Origin of the sequence: Mycobacteroides sp. H003, from assembly GCF_001440135.1 — a bacterium.
Lineage (GTDB): Bacteria > Actinomycetota > Actinomycetes > Mycobacteriales > Mycobacteriaceae > Mycobacterium > Mycobacterium gwanakae.
The window spans coordinates 916,370-941,013 of the sequence record NZ_LJYL01000009.1 but is presented as its reverse complement, the minus strand read 5'-3'; the positions used below and the strand labels follow the sequence as shown (position 1 = coordinate 941,013).

Below are 24,644 nucleotides of genomic sequence, written 5' to 3'. Positions count from 1 at the left end.
ACCGTGTGTTCACCGTCGGGCAGTGACGCCGCCGTCGATGGGGATGATCGCTCCGGCGATGTAAGTGCTGCCGGGACCAAGTAGAAACCCCACCAACCCCGCGATATCTGATGAGCGGCCGACTCTGCGCAAGGGAATCTGGGCGGCGATAGCATCTTCTCCAAATGCCAGCAGCGGTGCTGTCATCTTGGATGGGAATAGGCCCGGTGCAACGGCATTGACGAGAATCGCCGGAGCTAGTTCGCCAGCTAGATGTTGGGTGAGCATGTGCGCACCCGCCTTGCTTGCACTGTAGGAAAAGTTGGTGATACCAGGCTGCGGCGCACGAAGCCCATCGATGCTGCCGATATTGACCACCCGGGCCGGATCGTCAACGGTAGACGCAGCCATGAGAAGTGGGACCAAGGCTTGGGTCAGGAGAAAGACGCCCTTGAGATTCACCGAAAGCACCCGATCCCATGCGTCGGCTGGGAAATCCTGAAACGGGGCACCCCAATTGGCGCCAGCGTTGTTGATCAATGCGTGCACCTTGGTCTCCCGCTCCCCAAGCTCGGAGGCGAGTTTGCCGACGCCTATGGCCGTACCGAGATCCGCGGGTATGGCGTGCACCGCGCCATACTCTTCCAGTTCCTTTGCAGCTGTGCGTAGTTCGTCTCCTTTTCTGCTACTGATGTATACGGTGGCGCCCCGTAGGAGTAGTCCTTCGGTGATCATGCGGCCTATGCCGCGGCCGCCTCCGGTGACCACCACCGTCTTGCCGGCAAGTGAGCGCTGGCCGGCGTTCATCGGATCCTCCGTTTCGCGATGGCGCTGCTGATCATGAGCCTTTGGATCTCGCTGGTGCCCTCGAAAATGGTGAAGATCTTTGCGTCTCGGGCCCATCGTTCTACGGGGTAGTCGCGTGTGTATCCGTTGCCGCCAAGGATTTGGATAGCCCGTTCGGTGGTGCGCACTGCCACTTCGCTGGCGCGTAGCTTTGCCATACTGCCCTCTCCGCGGGTAAAGGGGCGCTCGAGGGCGGCCATGGAGGCTGCGCGCCAGACCAGTAAGCGTGCGGCGTCGATATCGGTCGCCATATCGGCCAGCATGAACGCGATGGCCTGGTTTTCGATGATTGGCCGCCCGAATTGCTCACGTACAGTGGCGTATTCAAGTGCGTGCTCGTACGCGGCGCGCGCAATTCCGATCGCCATAGCACCGTTGGCTGGCCGGGCCCGTTCAAATATCGCCATGCCCGCTGGGACTCGGACTCGTCTGCCTTCCCGCACGGCTGCCAGACGCTCCTCAAGTTGATCCTTGCCGCCCAGGACATTGTCAGCCGGGATCCGCACATCTTCGAGCAGCACCTCGGCGGTGTGTGACGCCCGGATTCCATGTTTACGGAATTTCTGTCCTTGACGAAGCCCGGGTGTGCCGGGCGGTATGTAAAAGAGCGCGTGGCCACGGGCTCCGAGATCGGGATCGGTCACTGCGTTCACAACGTGCACACCGGCGATGCCACCGTTGGAGGCCCAGGTCTTGACCCCGTTGAGCACCCATTCACCGGTGCGCTGATCGAACTGCGCGCGTGTGCGTATGGCGGCGGCGTCACTTCCGGCGCCGGGCTCGCTGGCGCATAAAGCCGCCACGGCAGGTTCGGACGGGGTTCCGAAAAAGGACGGAAGCCAGTCATGAATTTGTTCTTCGGTGGCGGCACCGAATAGGGCGTAGACGGGCAAGTACGTACCAACGAGAGCTTGACCGATCCCACCGTCGCCCCAGAAGAGTTCCTCAGCCACAACAGGCATCAGCAAGCCCGTAGCATCGTCGCGGGACTGCAGCGCGAACTCCGGCGAGTACAGGCCAGCGGCGGCCGCCTCACGCAAGACCGGCCACGGTGTTTCTTCTTTCTCGTCGTATTCTGCTCCGACCGGCCGTACGTATTTTTCGGCAAAATCATGTGCCCAGGTACGTGCTTCGGCAATTTCAGTAGGTAGGTCGACTAGCGATGATGCTGCCGAGCTGTCGGTTGTGACACTCATGTATTCCTCATTTTGGTTGGGTGTGCGCGGCGCTACCACTGGCCAAACGGCTACGGCATCGCCGTGAATTGAGTTCGAACTTGCTCCCGGTGCAGCGCCGTCACGTTCTGGCGGCCTGCACCGGGCCGCTCCGGGCTTGTGATTCAGAACTGTTGAGGTTCAGCTAGTTCGGCCTACTCGGGACTAGCCTGCTGCAGACTCGGTACGGCTTCGGGCTAGTGCTTTGTTTGCAAGCTTGCGACCTACTTCTGGGTCACCGACTGCGAAGGTAAGGATGTCAGCCAATCGGACGATTTGGCCGGCTGCTCCCCATGTCCCCTCTTTGATGTCGGGCGTGAGCACCCATACGCGTTGGGGGTCGCGCGGGTGCTCACCTTCCTCGGCATCAAGCACCGCGGTGGTGATGTCCGAGACCATGGCTCTGCGTCGATCGTCGGTGAACTGCCCTTCCGGAGCGGCCGCGTAAAACCGATAGCGAGGGGCACCGGTCACAGGCTCGCCACCGACGTAGACCTCTTCCGGGCGGTGCACCGAGACCCACGCGATCGAGCGCACCAGCGGGTTTGCCGGGTCAGCCCCTTCGTGCCGCAGCACAATATCGGTCAGTCTTGCGATGAGTGCACGTTCGGCATCAGGCGACAGAGCACCTTTCGGAATGTAGGCGTCGAGGTTTGGCATAGTACAACTCCTTGGTTAGTGGTAGATACTGAATTACATTGCGATGAGCTGTTTTCCAGAACTTTTGCAGGTTTAAAGACGTCAGGGATGGTCGCTCGATACCTTCAGAATGCGAGCGCGGACGCAGGCAGCAGCCCTTCTGCGACCAACCCCTCCGCGACCTTCTTGGCAACGGTGTCAAGCGCACTGCGCGGGCGCAGCATCACGGTGAATTCCTGGATCAGCCCGATCTCGTCGAGTTGGATCAAGTCGATGCCATGAACTTGCTTGTCGCCCACAGTCGCCCGGAAAACCATCACATGCGATTCGACGCTGCCACCTGCCGCGGTCTCAGCGGTTCCGGCAAGTTCTCCTACATAACGAAAGTCTTCAAAGACCTGGGTCAGCAGCACGCCGAAAACCTTGAGCACCACAGGCCGACCAACGAATGCGGAGAACTTCATCGGGCTGTAGAACCGTGCATCCTCGGTGAACAGCGGCTCCAGCGCCGAGACCTCGCGAGCCTCAACTGCGGCCCGGAAACGATCAACGGTTGTCACGTCAGAAGTCCTTCCAAAGCGGGGTTTATAGTCATAATATTGACTATAAGTATATATGACTATCTTATCTAGGAGATTCTCGATGAGCACCTCGCGTCCGACGCCGAAACTGTTGCTACCAAAGAACAAACAGCACCTCCAGAAGTTGAGATTGGCGACTCCATCGGTTGCCATCGCCCCTTGGGAGCCGCGCTGATGAAGAGATGGCCCACTCGTCGCATCTGGGGGAACTTGTTTATGCAGTCATCGACAGCCCGCCACCGTCATGTCGACCGCCCTTGCACAGGTGCCGCCGGCGTGCCCGCTGATGCCGCGACTTACGTAGTTCATCGCACACTGTGCGAAGCGTTTCAGTACAACGTGAAGGCTTACTCGGATCGCGTCGCGATCCGAACCCCGCATGACAAGGTCAGCATCACCTGGCGTGAGTACGGAGAACGTGTCCGTCATATCGCGACCGGCCTAGCCGCACTTGGTGTAACGGCGGGCGACACAGTCGCGCTGATGCTCACCAACCGGCCGGAGTTTCACCTTTGCGACACCGCGGTACTCCATACCGGCGCAACTCCATTCTCGATGTACAACACCAACCCGCCCGATGTGTTGGCGCATCTTTTCGAGAACGCCTGCAACCGCGTGGTGATCTGCGAGGAACAGTTTGTTGATCGCATACTCGCCGCTACGCGCATTGGGGGGAAGGTCGAACACATCATCAGCGTCGACAGTCACGGCGATGAAACGATCAGCCTGTCATCGGTAGAAGCCACGCCGAACAGCACATTCGACTTCGATACGACATGGCAAGCCGTAAATGCGACCGACATTCTGACTATCGTCTACACCTCCGGCACCACCGGGCTTCCCAAGGGCGCTGAGCTAAGCCACGAAAACTTCATGACCAACGCCAACGCCCTCACGCAACTAGCGCCGATCGGCCCACACGATCGAGCGGTGTCATACCTGCCCGATGCGCACGCCGCGAACAGATGGGTCGGTCACTATGCCAACCTCCTGCTGGGAGTGCAGATTACGACCGTCAGTGACATCAGCCAAATACTGGAAACCCTCAGAGAGATTCGGCCCACCATCTTTATGGGCGTTCCAAGGATCTGGATAAAGATCAAGTCGGCGTTAGAGTCCCAATTAGTGGCAGACCCCAGCCCCTCGAAAAGAAGGCTTACCGCGTGGGCGCTACGAGTCGGCCAGGAACGAATACGCCGCCGGTCCAGTCAGCGGCCTGTGACGCCATGGTTGCGCGTCCAGCACGCTCTCGCCGATCGACTTGTATTGGCCAAGATACGCATGACGCTTGGCCTGGACGCCGTCCAACTCGGAGCGTCCGGCGCCGCACCAATCCCACCGGAAACGCACACGTTCATCCTGGGCCTGGGAATCCCCATCTGCGAGGCATACGGATTGACCGAGACAAGCGCCATAGTCACCATCAACCGACCCAACAACATGCGGATCGGCACCGTCGGACAAGCACTCTCAAGCACCGAAATTCGTCTCGCCGACGACGGCGAACTACTCGTACGCGGACAACAGATCATGCGCGGATACCGTGGTGAACCCGAAAAAACCTCGGAAGCAATAGATTCCGAAGGCTGGTTCCACACCGGCGACATCGCGACAATCGATCCAGACGGATTCGTCACCATCATCGACCGCAAAAAGGAACTGATCATCAACTCATCCGGCAAAAACATGTCACCAACTCGGATCGAAAACACGATCGCCGCCGCATGCCCCCTCGCCGGAGCTGTTATGGCGGTCGGTGAACAGCGGCCCTACATCACCGCACTCGTAACTCTCGATCAGGCAGAACTGAAATTGCTTGCTGTGAAGCATGATTTGACACTCGCGTCAACGGAAAACCTGTGCCACCACCCCATTATCACCAAGGAAATGGCGGCCGGGATCGAAAGGGCCAACGCTAAATTGTCTCGTGCAGAGCAGGTCAAGAAGTACCTGATTTTGCCGCGGACCTGGGAACCTGGCGGCGATGAGATTACACCTACCATGAAACTCAAGCGCCGACATATAACGGCCAAGTACGCGTCAGAGATCGAAGACCTCTATCGATAGTGATCGGCTCCCACAAGAACAAAGCCGTTGTAGTGGGCCACATTGGCTGTGAACGGCCGAAAATTTCCGCCATCACAGCACGATGGCACGTACCGCGGACAGACCGGCATATTTCGCTTCACAGCCGGACACTTGCCGGTGTCCTCACAATGCAGCAGAGACGACGCCCTAGGACGCGACCTCGGACAGATCACCCAGATCGGGGACGCGAGTGACGCGTACATATACCTGGTCACCTTCGTGTAGCCCGAGTGCCTCCGCGTCTCCGCGGGTGATCTGTGCGGTGAACTGTTCCCCGGTCGCGGCACTGGTCAACTCGACCCGCACCTCGAAACCGAGGTGCACGACGCGTCCCACCGTCGCCTTCGTCACCCCGGTGGTCTCGCCGGTGCCCTCCGCCGCGGCGCGGGAGAGGTCAGCGTTGCGACCCACACGAATATCGTGCGGGCGCACCAGGATTCCGTTCAGCTTGGCCACCGGCCCCAGGAAGGACATCACGAAGCTGTTCGCTGGACGGTCGTACAGGTCGTCAGGAGAACCCACCTGCTCAATGCGCCCCTTGTTGAGCACCGCGATCCGGTCCGCGACATCGAGGGCCTCGGCCTGGTCATGGGTCACCAGCACCGTGGTGACGTGTACTTCCTCGTGTAGCCGGCGCAGCCAGGCCCGCAGGTCCTCGCGCACCTTGGCATCGAGCGCACCGAACGGCTCATCCAGGAGCAGCACTTCCGGATCGACGGCAAGCGCTCGGGCCAGCGCCATGCGTTGACGTTGACCACCGGAGAGCTGGTTGGGGTAACGGGTGTGAAAACCTGCCAGCCCCACCACTTCCAGCAGGTTGTCGACCTTTTCCTTGATCTCGGCCTTCGACTTCTTGCGAATCTTTAGTCCGAACCCGACGTTTTCACGCACGGTCAGGTGCTTGAAGGCGGCGTAATGCTGGAACACGAAACCGATGCCGCGCCGCTGCGGCGGCACGCCGGTGACATCACGCCCGTTGATGGTGATGGTGCCGGTATCGGGCTGGTCCAGCCCGGCGATGGCCCGCAACAACGTCGACTTGCCCGAACCACTGGGGCCCAGCAGCGCGGTCAGCGAACCCGACGGCACCTCGAAGTCGATGTTGTCCAGCGCGGCGAAGTCGCCGTAATGCTTGTTCGCGCCGCGAACGGTAATCGCGTCAGTCATTCTGTGGCTCCTTGCTATTCGCTATTGGCTTTTGCTCGTCGCGCATCGATGACGACCTGGACTACCAGGACGATCACCGCAACAGCCATCAGTAGCGCCGAGATGGCATAGGCGCCGTACTCGGCACCGCGCTGATGACGATCGGACACGAGCAGGGTCAGGGTCTGCGACGTCCCCGGCAGGTTCGAGGACACCATGATCACCGCGCCGTACTCACCGAGCGTGCGCGCGATGGTGAGCACGATGCCGTAGGTCAACCCCCAGCGAATCGACGGCAACGTGATACGCCAGAACGTCTGCCACGCAGTGGCTCCCAGCGTGGCAGCGGCCTCTTCCTGCTCGGTGCCCAGCTCATGCAGCACCGGCTCGACCTCACGAATGATGAACGGAATCGTGACGAAGATGCTGGCGAGCACGATTCCCGGGAACCCAAAGATGACCTTGAGTCCGAAATCGTTCTCGACAAACCCGAAGACGCCCGCCGATCCCCACAACAGGATCAGCGCGACACCCACCACCACGGGTGAGACGGCGAACGGAAGGTCGATGATCGCCTGCAGCACGGCCTTACCGCGGAACTTGTTCCGCGCCAGAACCAGCGCCGTGGGAATGCCGAAGATGACGTTGAGCGGCACCACAATCGCGACCACCAGCAGCGACAGCTGCAAAGCCGATATCGCGGCGGGGGTGGCGATCGACTCGAAGAACGCACCGACTCCGGGCTCGAACGTGCGCCACAAAATGAGGCCCACCGGAACGATCACCAGGATGCCGATATACAGCAGCGCCGCATAGCGGGCCACATATTTGACGAGCGGTGACGGCGTCACTGCGCCAGCTCCTCTCGCTTGGCCGCACGCGAACCAATGGTGCGTAGGACAAACAACACGAGAAACGAAATGATCAGCAGCACAATCGAGATCGCCGCGGCACCGGTGCGGTCGTCGTTCTCGATGAGCGTCCTGATCCACTGCGAGGACACCTCCGTCTCGCCGGGCACCGCACCGCCGATCAGCACCACCGAACCGTATTCGCCGATAGCGCGCGAGAACGCCAGTCCCGCACCCGATAACAGCGACGGGAGCAGTGCCGGAAGGATCACCGCGCGGAAGATCGTCCAGTTGTCGGCCCCTAGAGAAGCGGCGGCCTCCTCAACGGACTGGTCGAGTTCCAAGAGGACCGGCTGCACGGACCGCACCACGAACGGCAGGGTGACGAACAGCAGCGCAATCCCGATACCCCACTTGGTGTGTTGGATGTGGATGCCTACCGGGCTGCCCGGGCCGTACAGCGCGAGCATCACCAGACTCGCCACGATCGTCGGCAACGCGAAGGGCAGGTCGATCACGGCGTCAACCAGCCGCTTGCCCGGGAAGTCGTCACGAGTCAGCACCCAGGCCACCAACAGCCCGAAGAACAGGTTGATGACGGCCACCCCGAAGGAGACCCCCAGGGTCACCTTGAACGAGCTCACCGCGGCATTGGAGGTGATCGCGTTCCAGAACGCGGTCCATCCGCCACCGGCCGACTGCCAGACAATTGCGGCCAGGGGTAGCAGCACGATGATGCTGAGCCAGATCGATGCCGCACCGACCCGCAGCGAGGTGCTGCCGTAGCGGCGAGTCAACAATCCCCCCGTCTGCCCGGCACCGACCTTACGGTCGGGCCGGGCAGACGATTTCGGCTCGGAGGCCGGTTCCGTCGATTGTTCGGTCGCTGTCATCCGGTGGCCTTCTTGTAGATCTTTGTGATGCTGCCGTTTTCCTTGTCGAACAACGCGGGGTCAACTGTCTTCCAGCCACCCAGCTCGGCGATGGTCCACAGCTTCTCAGGCGTCGGGAAGTCCTTGGCGAATTCTGCCGTAACGGCCGGATCGACGGGGCGGAAACCTGCCTCAGCCCAGAGCTTCTGCGCCTCCGGGGTGTACAGGAAGTTCTTCAGGGCGTTCACCTTGTCCTGGTGTGCGCTGCCCTTGACCACGGCGACCGGGTTCTCGATCTTGAACGTCTGCGGCGGGTTGACGTGCTCGACGTCCTTGCCCTGACGTTCGACGTTGATGGCCTCGTTCTCGTAGCTGATCAACACGTCACCGCTGCCCTGCAGGAAGACGTCGGTGGCCTCGCGCCCGGAACCGGGACGCTGCTTGATGTGCTCGCCGACGAGCTTGCTGACGTAGTCGATGCCCGCCTGCTCATCGCGGCCGCCATTGCTCTTGGCCGCATAGGGAGCCAGCAGGTTCCACTTGGCCGAGCCCGAGCTCAACGGGCTGGGCGTGATGACCGTGATACCAGGCTGAAGCAGGTCATCCCAGTCCTTGATGTTCTTCGGGTTGCCCTTGCGCACCACCAGAGAAACGACCGAGCCGAACGGCACACCCTTGGTGGCGTCTGCATTCCAATCCTCGGAAACCTTGCCCGCCTTGACCAAGCGGCTCACATCGGGCTCCACCGAGAAGTTGACGATGTCGGCCGGCTTACCGTCGACCACGGCCCTGGACTGATCGCCGGACGCACCGTAAGAAGTAGTGACCGCGACACCCTTACCCTCGGCGGTGTTCGCGAATGCCGGAATGATCTTCTTCCAGCCTGGCTCCGGCACCGCATAGGCGACGAGAGTCAAGGTGGTGTCGGCATCGGAATGCGACTCGCCCCCGGCGACATCACTGGATCCCCCACCGCAGGCGGCGAGAACTGTTGCCGCTGTGGCAAGAACTCCGATGTGGTGCCACCGGCGGGCACCTACCGTCTTCGCGATCTTGAGCATGAGGACCTTTCGTGGGATGACGATTACCTGGGACAGATATCTCATGGAATCCCGTGACGACAGAAAGGCAGCGAAACAGCCAGTGGGCTTCAAACTAGCCGCTACCGACACCAAACCGCGGACGGGATGGGTCTAGCGACAACAGTGAACGTCAGCGACCGCGCAAGTACCGACCGCAATGAGCGCCAGGATGTGGCGCACGCGGTTACCCCGGGCGGCGGAATGCATGAGCGGAAGCGTAGCAGAGCCCCTTAATGCCGTCTTTACGGCTGAATCGGCAGGTAGAAGCACTATTGCGTCAACAGTCAGTAACTACCGGCTCAACAGCCAGGCGACTATGACCAGAACGGCCAGCGCAACCAGCGCCAACGTGACGCGCGACTGCGGCATGCCGCTCATGAAAGGTCCGCCTGGGTGGCCGGGGCTACCCGATTTTCCGCGGCGTGGCGACGCGCGGCCCGGTACCACCGACCGAGTCGATTCGACAGGCTGAGCAGCAGAAACAAGACCTTGTCACCGGCCACGGCCATCGCGTAAGCCAGCACCAGCACAACCGGCATCACGATGATTGTTTGAAGGATGAACCCGCGTCCGCTGAGCCACAGCTCCACGCCGTCCCACCAACTCAGGAGGCCGATCACGCTGTCGCTGTTCACGCGGGCCAGTTTAGGCGGACCATGCCGCGGGCCTTTCGGCGCAGGGCAGACTGGATACCGATGAGTCATTTGCGCGCGAAGTGCCTGTTCTTGGTGCTCGCATTCTCCGCACTGTTCAGCGGGGCCCACATCGCGGCGGCGGACTCCGCCGTCGCGGGCGCGGACGTGCAGGTCGCACAGAGCCTGGGTGACCGCGAGCTCACCGTGGTGGCCCGCCGGGTGACCAGCATTCCCGGCCCGCTACGTGTCGATCTGATCGCTCACCGGGGCACCGCGGCCGGTCCACTGCGCGTGCAGCTCGTGCCCACGGGCGCCAGCACCGATGAATACCAGCCCGCGCCGGGTGTGCCCACCGCAACGGCGCTGGTCGTGCTCGGTGAGAAACCCGGCCCGTACGGCGCGACTCTCGACGTGGACCGCCCAGGGCCCACCGACCTCACCATCAGTGACGGTGTCCACACCGCCCGGATCCCGTTGGTCCTGGTCGGTCAGGCGATGTCGCCACCCGAGCGGGTGGCCTATCTGGGGCTGGCGGCCACCGGACTGCTGCTGGTGGTCTCGCTGGTGGTCGCGACCCGGGTGCACCGCGGGATATGGATCGCGGTGCCCGTGACCGCGACCGTGACGGCCCTGGCGATCGCCATCACTGCGGCGGTGCTGTCCACGTCCGCCCCGCCACCGCCCGAGCCGGGCCCGCAACGCGATCCCACTGTCGACAACGCCGCGAACCCCTACCGCCTTGACCGCCCCGCGGTCACCGACTATTCGCGGCCTTCGGCCACGCTCATCGCCGAACGGCCGGACGTGGATTCGGGACGCACGACGGACATCGAGTTCTCCCTGATCGACACCGCGACCGGACTGCCCGCCGATGACCTTGTCATCCACGACAGCGCGTTGATCCATCTGCTGGTGGTAGCCCCGGATGGGCGGCTATCTCACCTACATCCGATAAGGGTTGCACCGGGACGCTATTCGGTGCAGTTGTCACCCGAGGTGGCCGGCAGGTACGCGGTCTCGGCAGAGTTCGTGCGGCGCGGGGGTGGCGTACAGACGGTGCGCCTGCCGGGTGGACTGACGTCACGTGGCGGAAAACCCACGGCTCCGGCGCCATTCGAGGGTCCCGGTATGCGCATGCTCGACGGGCAGCATGTGCACGTGAACGCCGCCGGACTGCGTGCGGGACGGCCGACAACGCTCTCGGTCACCATCGGGGTCGATCCCGTTCTGCAACCGTGGCTGGGCATGCTCGGCCATCTGGTGATCGCCGGCCCCATCCCGCGCGATGTTCCCGCCGGTGAACTCGGCACAGCGGTGCAGGATTCGGCGGTCTGGGCCCACGCTCATTCCATGGGCGGTCACGGCGGTACCGACATGCCCGGCATGGACCACAGCACCGGCCATGTGCCCACGCAAGATGATGCGATGCCACCCATGGTGGGGGCGCCACCGCTCAACGGTGACAGTCCACCCGACGAGACAGTGGCCGCCTTCGGCCCGGACGTGCCGTTCACCTTTACGTTTCCCAAACCCGGCCGATACCTCGCCTGGATTCAGGCACAGCGCGACTACCGGGTGTTGACGATCCCAGTACGACTGGACATCTCATGACCCGTCGGGTGTGGGCAGGGCTCGCGCTGATCGTTGCCGCCGTGCTGGGGCTGGCGTGGATTGCCTGGCCCAGCGCCCCCGAGACCGTCACGCTGCACTCGGGTACCGAGCACTATGTCGTCGCCGTGACGGTGGATAACCCCCGCGTCGGGATGACCGCTCTGGAAGTCGCCATCACCAAAAGAGAGGATGACGGTTACCCCGAATCTCAATCGGTATCAGTTGAATTGGCGATGCCACTGATGGGCCACGCCATGCCGCCGCTGCGCGAGGTGATATCGGGCCGCACGAAGTTCGACCAGGTGATGCTGTCGATGGCGGGACCCTGGGACATCATCGTGACCGTCTCGCCACCCTCCGGCGATCCCGATGAACGCACGACGATGCCACTATGGGTGAGTGGAGGTTGACATGAACGCCGAGACGAGCACCGCAGGCACCGGCGCCGAACAGACGCCGCGGATCACCCACGCCGTCATCGAGAAGTACGCGCCATTGGGTGCCTACGGCGTGCTGCTGGGCAGCGTGGTAGGCGCGGTGGGGACCACCTGGGATGTCGAATGGCACGACGATGTGGGTCCCGATACGTTCTTCACGCTGCCACATCTGTTCCTGTACTCGGGTAGCGCGATCGGCGGAATCACCAGCCTCGTCATGGTTTTGATGGTCACGGCCGCACAGCGCGGGGGTGAGAAAGTACCCCGCTGGGTGGGCGGCGTACCGATCCGGGTGTTCGGGGGCAGATTCACCGCTCCCCTGGGCTTCCTGCTCTCCGGCTGCGGCGCGGCCTCGTTTCTCATGTACGGGCTGTTGGATCTGTGGTGGCACACGGTCTACGGGTTCGACGCCGTCCTGGCCTCTCCCCCACATTTCGCATTGTTCGTGTCCGGAACCGTCACCGACCTCGGCAGTATCGTGACCTTTGCGGCGGCACGCCGATTCCGTTGGGGTGTGGTGGGTTTGATGGCCCAAGCCTCACTGGTGGCGGCGATGACTGCCATTCCATTCACGGCGCTGTTCCTCTTCAAGTTCGATTTCAACCCGATTTCGCTGGGCTCGGCGTTCATCGTTCCGCTCGTGCTGCTGCTCATCGCGGGCGTCGTACGCTCGACGCTGGCGCCGCTCGGGGTCGCGGTGATCATGGGTGCCATTCAAGCCATCTTCTGGTGGTTTTCTCCCTGGGCCGCACACGAATACGCCGCGGCAGTCGGGTTGCCGTTGCGCGACGATCTCTGGGGCGGACCACCCACAATCCCGGGAATGATGCCCATGTTCCTCGCGATCTTCGCAGTACTCGCCGCAGGGATGCTGCACCTGGCCGGGGACCGGAAATGGCAGCGGTGGCCGACCACCGTCATCGGCGCGATCCTGGGTTCGGTGGCGGGCATGGGCTATCTGCTGCAGGGCGCAATGCTGTATCGGCAGGGCACCGAAACCGTGAGCAACTACGTCACCGTCGGTGTGGCGGGACTGGTGTTGGGCGCACTCGCCGGATTTCTGGCGCAGCGCATCGCACTGATGTTGCGGGTGCCCGGAAGCGATGTCGAGACTGCGGAGGTAGCCGCGTGAGACACATTCGAATCCTGTTGTCACTCATCACAGTTATCGGCCTGTCCCTGGGCCTTAGCGTCCCTGCCAACGCCTACGCACCCGTAAATGTGGTGCACACCGAACAGGTCACCGTCGGCCCCTATCCCCTGACCGTCGGGTTCTCGACCTGGCCGCTGCGCGCCATGCAATCACTGGACTTCACGTTCATCCCCGCCGGCGGGATCGCCGATAAATCGGGCACGCTCACCATTGTGTCGCCCGAAGGGAAGCAAGGGCATGCCGAACGGCTGGCACGCCATCCGCGCAAGCGGGAGGTCTGGGGGCTGGATGTCCGGGCACTGCAGGAAGAAGGCCGTCACCAGTTCATCTTCGATATCACCGGACCACAGGGGACCGGGCAGGGCATCCTTGATCTGGAGGTGCTGCCCCAACCGGGACCACCGCTGGCCCTGAGTTGGATCGTCTCGTTGATACCGGTGTTCGCGTTGGCAGCAGTTTTGATCGTGGCGTGGAGGAGAACTCGTGACCAAACCTGAACCCTCGCAAAGCACCACCTGCGCTATCGCCGGCGGCGGACCGGCCGGAATGATGCTGGCGCTGCTGCTCGCACGCGGCGGAGTCGACGTCACGGTGCTCGAGAAGCATCCCGATTTCCTGCGCGACTTCCGTGGAGACACGGTGCACGCCAGCACACTAAATCTGCTGGATGAACTGGGGCTCGGCCCGAAATTCGCGGCCATGCCCCACAACTTGGTCGAGCAAGTCACCGTCGACCTCGGGGAGCAGACATATCGCCTGGGCGATCTCAACCGACTTCCGGGACCGCACAAACACATCGCGATGGCACCCCAATGGGACTTCCTGGAGATGCTGGCCAGTGCCGCGGCCACCGAGCCCACCTTCACCTTGCTCCGCAGCACCGAGGTGACCGGGCTCCTGCGCGCCGGCGACCGCATCACCGGCGTCGAATATCGCACCGCTACAGGAGAAACCGGGCAGCTCAAGGCGGACCTGACAGTGGCCTGCGACGGTCGCGGGTCGGTACTGCGCGCCGCCGCGGGCATGCGGCCGCGGCAGTTCGGTGTGCCCATCGACGTCTGGTGGTTCCGCCTTCCCAAGCATCCCGACGACCCTCAGGGACCACGCGCCCGGGTGGGTACCAACCGATTCATGGTGATGCTCGATCGTGGCGACTATTTCCAGTGCGGGTATCTGATCGGAAAGGGCACCGACTCGCAGATGCGCAGCGGCGACGTGCAGGTGTTGCGCGACCGAATCGCCGAAATGGTGCCGTGGCTGGCTGACCGCACCGATGCCATCACCACCTGGGATGACGTGAAACTGCTTGATGTACAGCTCAACAGACTTCGCAAGTGGTATCGCGAAGGCCTACTGTTCATCGGCGATGCCGCCCACGCCATGTCTCCCGTCGGCGGGGTCGGTATCAACCTCGCGATCGCCGACGCGGTGGCGACTGCCCGCATCCTTGCCGAGCCGCTGCGCACCGGATCTCTGACCACCGCCGATCTTCGCAAGGTACAGCTGCGCCGGTGGGCCCCCACCGCACTGATCCAGCGGGTGCAGCGCGCCGTTCACCGGCGAGTGTTCTCGGCAGTGGGGTCGAACACCACCATCACTCCCAGCAGCAGAGTGGCATCGGTGTTGTCCGTTGCCGCCAAATATCCATGGCTACAGGCAGTTCCCGCCTACGGGGTGGCGATCGGGCCGCTGCCCGAACACGCACCGGATTTCGCGCGGCGTCCGCCTACTGGCTAAGAATCGTCTGCATCCCGGGAGCCACCCGATCGCGAATCTTCGCCCACGGCACGGTAACCGGCACATAATCTCCGGCGACGTGGGGAACGGAGACATAGAAGGTCAGTCCGGTAGGTACGGGAAGCCAATGCAAAAACTGCTCAGACTTCATATCCCCGGCCGCCTTGATCCGATCGGGCGGCCCAAGCTCCTGAACCAACTTCCGTAACTGCTCCCGTGCCGCCCCCTGGTCCGCGAACACATCGCCGAACATGATCGGCTGCGCCGTATCGGTGTTGATCGTGATGGTCGCGACCCTGTTGCTGGGGTACGGGCCGCCGCTGTTCGAAAGGAACACGGCGACTCCCGACAACACATGCGGACCGATGAACACGACCCGACTCGATTCCCCCGCCTGCAGCTGCCCGTCACCCACTGTCGCGGGCTTCGCCGCCTTCGGATCGTCCAGGCTGCGCACGACGTCTTTGAGCGCCACGCGCATGCCGTCGTTGAATCGGTCTCGGGCACCGGCCTTATCGCCGGTGACCTGAGGCAGTTTGACGTTGTAATCGACCTTGCCTTGCTTTCCGCTCTCCTGCTCCAGCGCGGGACTAAAACCGAAGGCAGGCTTCGCGGTCGGCGGCGCTTGCGCCGGGGTAACGGACACAACCGGTGTGGATGGGGTCGTGGTGGACGGCGGAGCCTCGAGCGTCTGCGTGGGTTGGTCGGGTGGTTTGAGGCAACCGACAGCCACGCCGCAGGTCACCACCAGCATCAACGCAAGACCACATCTCACAAGCCGCCCCCCTTGTTACTGGCTCAGCACCGGAATGATTTCAGGCGCCACCTGATCACGAATCTTTTCCCACGGCACGGTAATCGGAACGAAATCACCGGCAGCATGTGACACCGGAACGTAGAACCGCAACCCGGCCGGCACGGGTATCCATTGTTCGAGCCGCCCGTTGACGGTCTCCTGGCGCACCCGCGCGGTCGGGTCCAGATCGGGTAGCACCTGCCGCAGCCGTTCCAGGGCGGCATATTGGTTGGGGAACAGATCGTCATAGGTAATCGGTTGCGCGGTATCGCTGTTGACGACGAACGTCGAGACCGACTGATTCGGATGTGCACCGCCCGCGTACCAGAGATACACCTGGATGCCCGCCACCACGTGCGGTCCGATCATCGCGACACGAGTGCGCTCCCGCTCAGGACCGATATCGCCCTCGCTGATCGATACCTGCTGGCTCTTGGCGGGACCGGACAACGTGTCGATCACATCACGCAGCGCGCTGCGCATCCCGTCGTTGAATCGATCGCGGACGGCGGGTACTCCGCCGGAGAGCTGCGGCAGTGGCACGTCATAGGTCACCATCCCCTCGGCACCCTTGACCGGCTCCAACACCGGCGTGTATCCAAAGGCCGGGGCGGGGCTCGCCGGAGTCGCCGATGACGTTGTCCCCAAGGAAGACTCGGTTGTGGTAGGAGCCTGCGCATCCGGATCGGCGGCGCGTCCGCATCCGGACGCGACCACACACATCACCACAGCGACCGCGGCGGCGCCCCGGATGCTCACGTGGGCGCGTTCGCGGGCTGGAAGGTGCCGCTCACGTCCGCTTCCTCCTCGGCCCGGATGACGTGCACGACCGCATTGATCAAGGCCAGGTGGGTGAAGGCCTGCGGGAAGTTGCCCAGATGCCGACCGGTGCGCGGGTCGATCTCCTCGGCGTAGAGCTGCAGTGGGCTGGCGAAGGACAGCAGTCGCTCGCACAGGTGGCGAGCCCGGCGTACCTCACCGATCTCCACCAACGCCGACACCAGCCAGAACGAACAGATGGTGAAGGTTCCTTCCTCACCCGAGAGTCCGTCGTCGGTCTCCTCCACCCGGTAACGCAGCACCAGGCCGTCATGGGTCAGCTCATCGGCGATCGCCAGCACCGTCGCCCGAATCCGCGGATCGTCGGAGGGCAGGAAACGGTTCAGCACCGCGAGCAGCAGCGAGGCATCCAAAGCCGTTGAGCCGTAACGCTGTACCAACACCCCGCGTTCATCGACGCCATTCTCCAGGATGTCGTCCTTGATCTCGTCGGCGACAGCACGCCACTGCTGGGCATAACTCTTTTCACCATGCATTTCGGCAAGTTTCGCGCCGCGGTCCATAGCGACCCAACACATGATCTTGGACGAGGTGAAATGCTGCGGCTCCCCGCGTACTTCCCAGATGCCACGGTCGGGCTCACGCCAATGCCGTGCCGCCTCTTCGGCCTGGTTCTTCAGGATCGGCCACAGCGTCGCGGGAATCTGCTCCCGCGACCTGGCGTGCACGTACACCGAATCGAGCATGGTGCCCCAGATGTCGTGCTGGATCTGATCAAAGGCACCGTTACCAATGCGCACCGGTCGCGCCCCGTCGTACCCGGACAGGTGGGGCAGCTCCCCCTCGGTCAGGGTGCGTTCGCCACCCACGCCGTACATGACCTGCAGCGGATGTTTCTCGCCATTGTTCGCACCCGAAGCATCGGCGATGAATGAGAAGAAGTCGTCGGCCTCACGGTCCAGACCCAGCGTGTAGAGACCCCACAGCGCGAAGGTGGAGTCTCTCACCCACGAGTAGCGATAGTCCCAGTTACGGACTCCCCCAGGAGTTTCCGGTAGCGATGTGGTCGAGGCCGCCAGCAGCGCGCCGGTCGGCGAGTACGCCAGGCCCTTGAGGACCAGCGCACTGCTCTGCAGGTACGAGCGCCACGGATGGTCGGGAAATTCGCCGATGTTGATCCATTGCCGCCAGGCCTCAGCAGTCTTCCACATTTTGTCGGCAGCCTCCGCATATGTCTGCGGCACAGGGTGTTTGGACCAGCTCAACGCGACGAACACGTTATCGCCCTCGGTGAGCCGAGTGCGAGCACGCGCTTCCCGGCCCTCCAGCCCCAGCCGAAGATTCGTGGTCAGCTTCAGCGTCGGATTGGCGTCGGGGTTCTTGGTGGCCCGGCAGGTCGCCTCGCCGTAGCCGTCGCCGGAGTACTCCCAGGTGGCACCCTCACGGTGATAGTCGAACGCGGGCTCGCAGTTCATGAGCACTTCGACCGTCCCGCTCACACAGCGCACGGTGCGTAGCAAGATGTGCTCGGCATCCCAATCCGTCGGGGTGCGCTTATGGGTTTTCGACCGGGAATCGACGTCGTGCCAGGGCCCCAGCACCAACGCGTCGCGGACGGTCAGCCATCCGGTCTTGGTCTGCCACGTGGTTTCCACCATCAGGCTGCCCGGCAGGTAGCGGCGCGAGGCCGGCACGTTGTGCCCGTATGGCGCGATCCGGAAATGCCCCGCCCCACGATCAAGGATCGCCCCGAAGATGCTCGGCGAATCCGGCCGCGGAACGCACATCCACTCCACCGATCCGTTGGCGGCGATCAGGCAGGTGTTCTCCCAATCCGAGAGAAATGCGTAGTCGGCGATGGGCGGAAACGGGCCGCGCCGCTGAACAGGAGACTGACTGGAAAGCAGTCCTTCTAGCGACAGCTCGGGATCAAGAGACGACACCATCCGACCATCGTAGGTGCGATCTGGCTACCCGCCCGGCTCATTAGCGCCTGCGAAGCAGGTAGATGCCGAGTCCACCGAAGAGCAGCAGGTTGAACACCAAGAGCGACACAAGGACACCGGTGGACCCTCCGCTACGCGGACCTGCCAGGTAGATCACCAGGTCGATGCCGACTAGCAGGCATGCGGCGACAAGTGCGGTCCAGATCAGGGTGGTCGGTTTCATGCCGTCTCCTGACCCCGTGCCGCGTCCAGTTCGCCGGCCAATACCGACATCAGTTCCGCCACCGGCAGGGCCCGGGCCCGATGATGTTCGGTGCCAGCCCACAGCGACATCACGTCCGGATCTCCGCTTGCCCGCAGCTCCTTGGTCGCCGAGTTCAGCGCCGGGAAGCTCACCGGGGCAACCGATTCCATATCCCGCTGGAACGCATTCGAGATGCTTCGCGCCGGACGGCCCGAGAAGACCCGCGTCACCACCGTTTCGGCCGGTTGCAGCAGGGCGTCTTTGTAGACCTGTTTGGCACCCGACTCGTCGGTGACCACCAGCGCGGTGCCCAACTGGGCGGCCGAGGCTCCCGCGGCGAGTACCCGGGCGATGTCGGCGCCGTCCATGATTCCGCCCGCTGCCACCAGCGGTAACGCGGTGACCGCCCGCACGTTCGCGATCAGATCGGCCAGCGGTTCTTCGGGGGCACCGGCATCGAAACTGCTGCGGTGACCGCCGGCCTCGGGGCCCTGGACAACCAACGCGTCGGCACCGATGCCTTCGGCGATCGTGGCCTCGACGGCACTGGTGACGGTGATCCACACCTCGGATCCGGCCTCGCGCAGCCGGTGCGCGTCCTGCGCGGACGGCACGCCAAACGTGAACGACACCACCGGGACAGGATTGGCCACCAGATACTCGATCTTGTCGGCATACGCGTCGTCGTGCCAGACCGGATCGCCCGGAGCCACCTCGAGTTTGTCGGCCCAGATCTTCAGCTTGTCCAGGTACTCACCCAGGTCGGCCCCGCGGTCTGGCGTGGGAACGAAGACGTTGAAACCGAAGGGAAGACCGCCCATCGCCTCGCGGTCCTGGTCCAGCTGCTCGACGCTGCGGTACCCCGCAGGCAACAGACCGAAACCGCCGGCCGCACTCACCCCGCGCGCCACCGCGGGAACGGTGATACCGCCGGCCATCGGGGCGCCGACGACTGGAAGACGAAGCCCGGCAAGCACGGTACTCATGCCGCTCAGCGTATCGACGCGATGAGTTTTCCGGCCGGGGTGGGTCGGTATCGGTATGACAACCTCATCCGCCTATCCCACCGCCGTCACCCGCGAGGAATGGCTGACGGCCCGCAAGCAACTGCTGGCCCGCGAGCGCGAGGTCACCCATCTGCGCGATGCCGTCAATGCCGAACGCCGACGCCTTCCCATGGTGAAAGTCGAGAAGGACTACCTCTTCGAAGGCCCTGACGGGCCGGTGCGGCTGCTGGACATGTTCGAGGGCCGTCACACCCTGTACATCCACCATTTCATGTGGATCGACGCCGCCGACCGCGGATGCCCCAGCTGCACCGGCGCGGCCGATATGACGTTCACCGAACGAGATCGCGCGTTGTTGACCGACAAGGGCGTCACCTTCGCCTGCGTGTCCCGTGCGCCGTATGCCAGCATCGCCCGTTACCGCGACGAACACGGGTGGACGTTCCCGTGGTACTCCACCAACGACGGCGATTTCAGCTACGACTTCCACGTCACGCTCGACCCGTCGCGCGCGCCGATCGAGTACAACTACAAGTCGCTCGAGGAGTTACACGCCGACGGATTCAGCGAGGAAGACCTGCGCGGGGATTGGCCCGGCGCCAGTGTCTTCCTGCGCCGTGGAGCCGAGCTATTTCACACCTATTCGGCCTTCGCGCGCGGGCTGGATCATTCCGCGGTCGGGTATCCGTTCTTGGACCTGACACCGTATGGGCGTCAGGAGCCGTGGGAGGAATCGCCCGCGGGCTGGCCGCAGGGCGGGGCCGTCGTCGGGATGCCGAGTCAGGACTGCGAGCACTGAGCCCGAGTGTGCCGATACGGTCGAAATTCACGGAAATATCGACACTATTCGCACACTCGGCGAGGTTGGGTCACCCTCCGCGAGAAGCCTGCGCCAGGACTACTTCTTCGGTTTGTCCGCCGTGGACTCGGTGGACAGCGCCGCCACGAAGGCCTCCTGTGGCACCTCGACCCGTCCAATGGTCTTCATGCGCTTCTTGCCCTCCTTCTGCTTCTCCAGCAGCTTGCGCTTACGGGTGATGTCACCGCCGTAGCACTTGGAGAGCACGTCCTTACGGATGGCCCGAATGTTCTCACGCGCAATGATTCTCGAGCCAACAGCGGCTTGCACCGGCACTTCGAACTGCTGGCGCGGAATGAGCTCCTTGAGCTTGACGGTCATCTTGTTGCCGTACGCCGAGGCGCCGTCCTTGTGCACGATGGCACTGAACGCGTCGACCGCCTCACCCTGCAGCAGGATGTCGACCTTGACCAGGTCGGCTTCCTGCTCGCCGGCCTCTTCGTAGTCCAGGCTGGCGTAGCCGCGAGTGCGCGATTTCAGCGAGTCGAAGAAGTCGAAGATGATCTCGCCCAACGGCATTGTGTAACGCAGCTCGACACGCTCCGGCGAGAGGTAATCCATGCCGCCGAGTTCACCGCGTCGTGACTGGCACAGCTCCATGATCGAACCGATGAACTCGCTCGGTGCGATGACAGTCGTCTTGACGACGGGCTCGAACACCGAACGGATCTTGCCCTCGGGCCAGATGGACGGGTTGGTCACCATCATTTCGGTGCCGTCCTCCTTGACCACGCGGTACACCACGTTGGGTGCGGTCGAGATCAGGTCGAGGTTGAACTCACGTTCCAGCCGCTCACGGGTGATCTCCATGTGGAGCAATCCCAGGAAGCCGCAACGGAATCCGAAGCCCAGCGCCACCGACGTCTCCGGCTCATAGGTGAGCGCCGCGTCGTTGAGCTGCAGCTTGTCCAGCGCCTCACGAAGATTCGGGTAGTCGGATCCGTCCACCGGATACAACCCGGAGTACACCATCGGCCGCGGTTCGCGATAACCGGTGAGCGGTTCGGTCGCACCCTTGCGCGCAGAGGTGACGGTGTCACCGACCTTGGATTGGCGCACGTCCTTCACGCCGGTGATCAGGTAGCCCACCTCGCCCACCCCAAGGCCCGCAGAGGGTTTGGGGTCGGGTGAGACGATGCCCACCTCCAGCAGCTCATGGGTGGCGCCCGTTGACATCATCGCGATCTTCTCGCGCGGGGTGATCTTGCCGTCGACGACGCGGACGTAGGTGACGACGCCCCGGTAGATGTCGTACACCGAGTCGAAGATCATCGCGCGCGCCGGAGCATCCGGATCACCCTGTGGCGCAGGAATGAGCCGCACCACCTCGTTCAGCAGTGCCTCGACGCCCTCGCCGGTCTTGCCGGAGACCCGCAGCACATCGGAGGGCTCGCAGCCGATGATGTGCGCGATCTCCTCGGAGTAGCGCTCGGGGTCGGCCGCGGGCAAGTCAATCTTGTTGAGGACCGGAATGATGGTCAGGTCCTTGTCCAGTGCCAGGTACAGGTTGGCCAGCGTCTGCGCCTCGATGCCCTGCGCGGCGTCCACGAGCAGCACCGCGCCCTCGCACGCCTCCAGCGCCCGCGAGACCTCGTAGGTGAAGTCCACGTGCCCGGGGGTATCGATGAGGTGCAGGACATAGTCCTCGGGCCCGTTCTCGCCCTTGAGCTGCCAGGGCAGCCGCACATTCTGTGCCTTGATGGTGATGCCGCGCTCACGCTCGATATCCATGCGGTCCAGATACTGGGCACGCATGGACCGCTCATCGACCACGCCCGTCAACTGCAGCATCCGGTCGGCCAGGGTCGACTTCCCGTGGTCGATATGGGCGATGATGCAGAAGTTACGGATAAGCGCCGGGTCCGTGAACGTCGTGTCGGCAAAACTTGGCACGGCACCATGCTCCCATGCCGCGCGCCATGCTCCTGACACACACGTCGTGAGGGACTACCGGTCAGTATGCTCGCAGCATGGCGTCACAGTGGCAGACGCTCGGGCGGAAGCTCGGGAAGATCGCGGTGGACACTCTTGAACAAGTCGTGTTCCGCGAAGGCCCGAAGGTGCTGCGGCAACTACAGGGGTCGGAATTCGTTCAGCGGGGGCTGCAGCGCGGGCTGGAAGCGATCGGCGTCGTGGAGACAGAGCAGCAGACCGCCATTCCGGGGCGTCCGGTCACCAACCGCAGCGTGCCCACGGCCCATCGGGCCCGTCGCATCGAATACACGCCCGACCTGGACGGTCGCGCCGATCCCGGCGAAATCGTCTGGACCTGGGTGGTCTATGAGGATGACCCGTCACAGGGCAAGGATCGTCCGGTGCTCGTGGTGGGACGGGATGGCTCGGTGCTATTGGGCCTGATGCTCTCGAGCCAGGAGCGCCACGACACCGACCCGGACTGGGTGGCGCTCGGCAGCGGCAGCTGGGATTACGACGGTCGCCCCAGCTGGGTGCGCCTGGATCGCGTGCTCGATGTTCCCGAAGAAGGAATCCGGCGCGAGGGCGCCATTTTGGACGTGGAGCGATTCAACATCGTTGCGATGCGCCTGCGCACGCACTTCTCCTGGAGCTGATCGAACCGATCAGCGCAGCTCAGTGCTCTACGGAGTTGCGCACCGGCGACGGCGTGAACATGGCCTGGTCAACGAACTGTGCGGTGTACTCAGCCAGTTCTTCACGCTCAAGACGCAGCCGTCCGTCGAGCCATGCCAGCACGGTGCCCGCGACACCGGCAGCCAGGGCTTCGGCCTGCACAGCGGTGTAGTTGGGGTCGGCATCCGGATCGAACTCGGCGCGCGCGGCACCGAGCATCAACGCCATGTAGTGCGTCAACCGCATGCGGCGACGAGTGAGCCGCTGGCTGCCCATCGCCTCGGTGGCGATCACGCGGGCGCGCCGGGGATCGGCGGTCAGTGCGGTCACCGCACCCACGACACCGGCATGCACCTGCGAGCGTGAGTCCTTCTCGGCAGCGGCCATCGCCGACCCTGCGGTGGCGATGCTGTCCTCGATGATCCAGTCGAAAACGGCGACCAGTAGCTCGTCGAGGCCGTCGAAGCACTCGTAGAAGTAACGGGTGTTCAGTCCGGCGGTCTTGCAGATCTCCCGAACCGTTGTCGCAGCCCAGCCGGAGCTGGCCATAACCTCGAGCCCCGCCTCAAGAAGGCGTCGCCTCCGCTCCGCGCGGCGCTCGTCTGCCGTTCGTCCGCCGTATAGCCCGGTAGCTTGTTTGGTCACCATGGTCTACGCATTATTACTCTTCTTGCCAGACACCTGTGCAATAACTGGCTTTTCTGCGGTGTTTAGGCGAGTCGTGTGACTTCGACCACGACGTCCAAATCGGTCGAGCCACCCCCCGAGTAGATGCCCTTGAGGGGGCTGACGTCCGAGTAGTCCCGGCCGACGCCCACGGTGATGTACTGCTCGTTGATCTCGCTGTCATTGGTGGGGTCGTAATCCCACCACGCGCCGGCCCAGCCCTGGATCCAGGCGTGGCTCTGTCCGTCCACCGTCTCGCCCACCGCCGCGTCGCCCTTGGGGTGCAGGTATCCCGAGACGTAGCGCGCCGGGATCCCCATGCTGCGCAGCAGGACCAAGGTCAGGTGCGCGTAGTCCTGGCATACACCTTTTCTCTCACGCAACGCATCCAGCGCCGACGAATGCACACCGGTGGTTCCGGGCACGTAGTCGAGCTCCGAGTGCACCCATTTCGATGCCGCGACAATGGCCTCGGCGGGACTGGCATCCTTGGCGATCCGCTTGCCCACCGACTGCACCTTCTTGCTGTGTGGGACGTACGCGCTGGGCGACAGATACTCGTCGAATCGGTCGATGACGGCGTCGGCGTGGATGTCATCCCAGCTCACCGTTTCCTCCGGCTTCTCCGCGACATCGGTCTCCACCACCGACAGACCTGTCACCTCCAGTTCGGTATGGGGTGCGTGCAGGTCGAATGTCGTGACGGCGGTACCCCAGTAGTCGACGTACCGATACGAGCGGGTGGCCGGCACCGTCTCCACGCGATTGAGAATGACGTTCTGGCGACCGTCACTGCGCGGTGTCAGCCGCGCCTCGTTGTAGGAGGCGGTCACCGGCGTCTTGTAGGCGTAACCGGTGGCGTGGACGACTCGCAAGCGCCACATCT

The 24,644-nt window shown here is 63.4% G+C and carries 25 protein-coding genes; 8 read left to right on the top strand and 17 right to left on the bottom strand.

The window, feature by feature from the left end; genetic code table 11:
* Positions 1-9 precede the first annotated feature (9 nt).
* The 4 genes from AOT87_RS04950 to AOT87_RS04935 all read right to left on the bottom strand — a co-directional run bounded on the left by AOT87_RS04950 (position 10) and on the right by AOT87_RS04935 (position 3,238).
* Positions 10-786, bottom strand: coding sequence for an SDR family NAD(P)-dependent oxidoreductase (locus tag AOT87_RS04950; RefSeq protein WP_057968551.1), 777 nt, complete (start codon positions 784-786; stop codon positions 10-12).
* A complete protein-coding gene (locus tag AOT87_RS04945; RefSeq protein ID WP_057968565.1) occupies positions 783-2,021 on the bottom strand; it encodes an acyl-CoA dehydrogenase family protein in 1,239 nt (412 codons plus the stop codon). Before AOT87_RS04945 ends, AOT87_RS04950 begins: the two co-directional genes overlap by 4 nt.
* Before the next feature lie 183 nt (positions 2,022-2,204).
* Positions 2,205-2,699, bottom strand: a complete 495-nt coding sequence (locus tag AOT87_RS04940) for a hypothetical protein (RefSeq protein WP_030095178.1) — start codon at positions 2,697-2,699, stop codon at positions 2,205-2,207.
* Between the two features lie 104 nt (positions 2,700-2,803).
* A complete protein-coding gene (locus AOT87_RS04935; RefSeq protein ID WP_030095177.1) occupies positions 2,804-3,238 on the bottom strand; it encodes a nuclear transport factor 2 family protein in 435 nt (144 codons plus the stop codon).
* 297 nt (positions 3,239-3,535) lie between these two features.
* Between AOT87_RS04935 and AOT87_RS04930 the strand changes: the two genes are divergently transcribed.
* Entirely contained in the window at positions 3,536-5,326 is a 1,791-nt protein-coding gene (locus AOT87_RS04930; protein ID WP_057968550.1) for a long-chain fatty acid--CoA ligase, read from the top strand.
* A 168-nt stretch (positions 5,327-5,494) separates the two neighbouring features.
* Here the strand turns inward: AOT87_RS04930 and AOT87_RS04925 are convergent, their stop codons facing one another.
* The 5 genes from AOT87_RS04925 to AOT87_RS04905 all read right to left on the bottom strand — a co-directional run bounded on the left by AOT87_RS04925 (position 5,495) and on the right by AOT87_RS04905 (position 9,933).
* Positions 5,495-6,514, bottom strand: a complete 1,020-nt coding sequence (locus AOT87_RS04925) for a TOBE-like domain-containing protein (protein WP_057968549.1) — start codon at positions 6,512-6,514, stop codon at positions 5,495-5,497.
* A 14-nt stretch (positions 6,515-6,528) separates the two neighbouring features.
* Positions 6,529-7,344, bottom strand: coding sequence for a sulfate ABC transporter permease subunit CysW (gene cysW, locus AOT87_RS04920; protein WP_030095174.1), 816 nt, complete (start codon positions 7,342-7,344; stop codon positions 6,529-6,531).
* A complete protein-coding gene (cysT, locus tag AOT87_RS04915) occupies positions 7,341-8,237 on the bottom strand; it encodes a sulfate ABC transporter permease subunit CysT (protein WP_081343190.1) in 897 nt (298 codons plus the stop codon). Before cysT ends, cysW begins: the two co-directional genes overlap by 4 nt.
* Positions 8,234-9,277, bottom strand: coding sequence for a sulfate ABC transporter substrate-binding protein (locus tag AOT87_RS04910; protein ID WP_057968548.1), 1,044 nt, complete (start codon positions 9,275-9,277; stop codon positions 8,234-8,236). The genes cysT and AOT87_RS04910 overlap by 4 nt, the downstream gene beginning before the upstream one ends.
* Positions 9,278-9,672: 395 nt before the next feature.
* Entirely contained in the window at positions 9,673-9,933 is a 261-nt protein-coding gene (locus AOT87_RS04905; RefSeq protein WP_057968547.1) for a hypothetical protein, read from the bottom strand.
* A 60-nt stretch (positions 9,934-9,993) separates the two neighbouring features.
* On the opposite strand from AOT87_RS04905, the gene AOT87_RS04900 reads away from it, so the two are divergent.
* The 5 genes from AOT87_RS04900 to AOT87_RS04880 are packed head-to-tail and all read left to right on the top strand — an operon-like array spanning position 9,994 to position 14,871.
* On the top strand, positions 9,994-11,544 hold the full coding sequence (locus tag AOT87_RS04900) for a hypothetical protein (protein ID WP_057968546.1): 1,551 nt from the start codon (positions 9,994-9,996) through the stop codon (positions 11,542-11,544).
* Complete coding sequence (locus tag AOT87_RS04895; RefSeq protein WP_057968545.1) at positions 11,541-11,954, top strand: hypothetical protein; 414 nt, start codon at positions 11,541-11,543, stop codon at positions 11,952-11,954. Before AOT87_RS04900 ends, AOT87_RS04895 begins: the two co-directional genes overlap by 4 nt.
* Position 11,955: 1 nt before the next feature.
* Positions 11,956-13,113 (top strand): hypothetical protein, encoded by a 1,158-nt coding sequence (locus AOT87_RS04890; RefSeq protein ID WP_057968544.1) that lies wholly within the window; start codon positions 11,956-11,958, stop codon positions 13,111-13,113.
* Complete coding sequence (locus tag AOT87_RS04885; protein WP_057968543.1) at positions 13,110-13,631, top strand: hypothetical protein; 522 nt, start codon at positions 13,110-13,112, stop codon at positions 13,629-13,631. The genes AOT87_RS04890 and AOT87_RS04885 overlap by 4 nt, the downstream gene beginning before the upstream one ends.
* Positions 13,618-14,871 carry an FAD-dependent oxidoreductase gene (locus AOT87_RS04880; protein WP_057968542.1) on the top strand — a complete coding sequence of 418 codons (1,254 nt, stop codon included), beginning with the start codon at positions 13,618-13,620 and terminating at the stop codon, positions 14,869-14,871. The genes AOT87_RS04885 and AOT87_RS04880 overlap by 14 nt, the downstream gene beginning before the upstream one ends.
* On the opposite strand, the gene AOT87_RS04875 is transcribed toward AOT87_RS04880, so the two are convergent.
* From AOT87_RS04875 to AOT87_RS04855, 5 genes are read right to left on the bottom strand one after another with little or no spacing between them, the layout of a single operon-like run.
* Positions 14,861-15,646: a hypothetical protein gene (locus AOT87_RS04875; RefSeq protein WP_057968541.1), complete on the bottom strand. Its 786-nt coding sequence runs from the start codon at positions 15,644-15,646 to the stop codon at positions 14,861-14,863. The two genes, AOT87_RS04880 and AOT87_RS04875, sit on opposite strands and share 11 nt — an antisense overlap.
* A 15-nt stretch (positions 15,647-15,661) precedes the next feature.
* Complete coding sequence (locus AOT87_RS04870) at positions 15,662-16,426, bottom strand: hypothetical protein (protein WP_057968540.1); 765 nt, start codon at positions 16,424-16,426, stop codon at positions 15,662-15,664.
* Positions 16,423-18,393 (bottom strand): glycoside hydrolase family 15 protein, encoded by a 1,971-nt coding sequence (locus tag AOT87_RS04865; RefSeq protein WP_057968539.1) that lies wholly within the window; start codon positions 18,391-18,393, stop codon positions 16,423-16,425. Before AOT87_RS04865 ends, AOT87_RS04870 begins: the two co-directional genes overlap by 4 nt.
* A gap of 40 nt (positions 18,394-18,433) precedes the next feature.
* Complete coding sequence (locus AOT87_RS04860) at positions 18,434-18,616, bottom strand: hypothetical protein (protein ID WP_030095162.1); 183 nt, start codon at positions 18,614-18,616, stop codon at positions 18,434-18,436.
* Positions 18,613-19,623, bottom strand: coding sequence for a nitronate monooxygenase (locus AOT87_RS04855; RefSeq protein ID WP_070940426.1), 1,011 nt, complete (start codon positions 19,621-19,623; stop codon positions 18,613-18,615). The genes AOT87_RS04860 and AOT87_RS04855 overlap by 4 nt, the downstream gene beginning before the upstream one ends.
* Positions 19,624-19,678: 55 nt before the next feature.
* Here AOT87_RS04855 and AOT87_RS04850 point away from each other — a divergent pair, with 55 nt between their 5' ends.
* Entirely contained in the window at positions 19,679-20,443 is a 765-nt protein-coding gene (locus AOT87_RS04850) for a DUF899 domain-containing protein (RefSeq protein ID WP_057968538.1), read from the top strand.
* A gap of 99 nt (positions 20,444-20,542) precedes the next feature.
* Here the strand turns inward: AOT87_RS04850 and lepA are convergent, their stop codons facing one another.
* Entirely contained in the window at positions 20,543-22,396 is a 1,854-nt protein-coding gene (lepA, locus tag AOT87_RS04845) for a translation elongation factor 4 (RefSeq protein ID WP_057968562.1), read from the bottom strand.
* Between the two features lie 77 nt (positions 22,397-22,473).
* Between lepA and AOT87_RS04840 the strand changes: the two genes are divergently transcribed.
* Positions 22,474-23,073 carry a type II toxin-antitoxin system PemK/MazF family toxin gene (locus tag AOT87_RS04840; protein ID WP_030095158.1) on the top strand — a complete coding sequence of 200 codons (600 nt, stop codon included), beginning with the start codon at positions 22,474-22,476 and terminating at the stop codon, positions 23,071-23,073.
* A 19-nt stretch (positions 23,074-23,092) separates the two neighbouring features.
* Here the strand turns inward: AOT87_RS04840 and AOT87_RS04835 are convergent, their stop codons facing one another.
* Both AOT87_RS04835 and AOT87_RS04830 read right to left on the bottom strand, forming a co-directional pair.
* The gene (locus tag AOT87_RS04835) at positions 23,093-23,740 is read right to left on the bottom strand and encodes a TetR/AcrR family transcriptional regulator (protein ID WP_057968537.1); all 648 of its coding nucleotides are present in this window, start codon (positions 23,738-23,740) and stop codon (positions 23,093-23,095) included.
* Between the two features lie 62 nt (positions 23,741-23,802).
* Positions 23,803-24,642 carry a transglutaminase family protein gene (locus AOT87_RS04830; RefSeq protein ID WP_057968536.1) on the bottom strand — a complete coding sequence of 280 codons (840 nt, stop codon included), beginning with the start codon at positions 24,640-24,642 and terminating at the stop codon, positions 23,803-23,805.
* Positions 24,643-24,644: the final 2 nt, after the last annotated feature.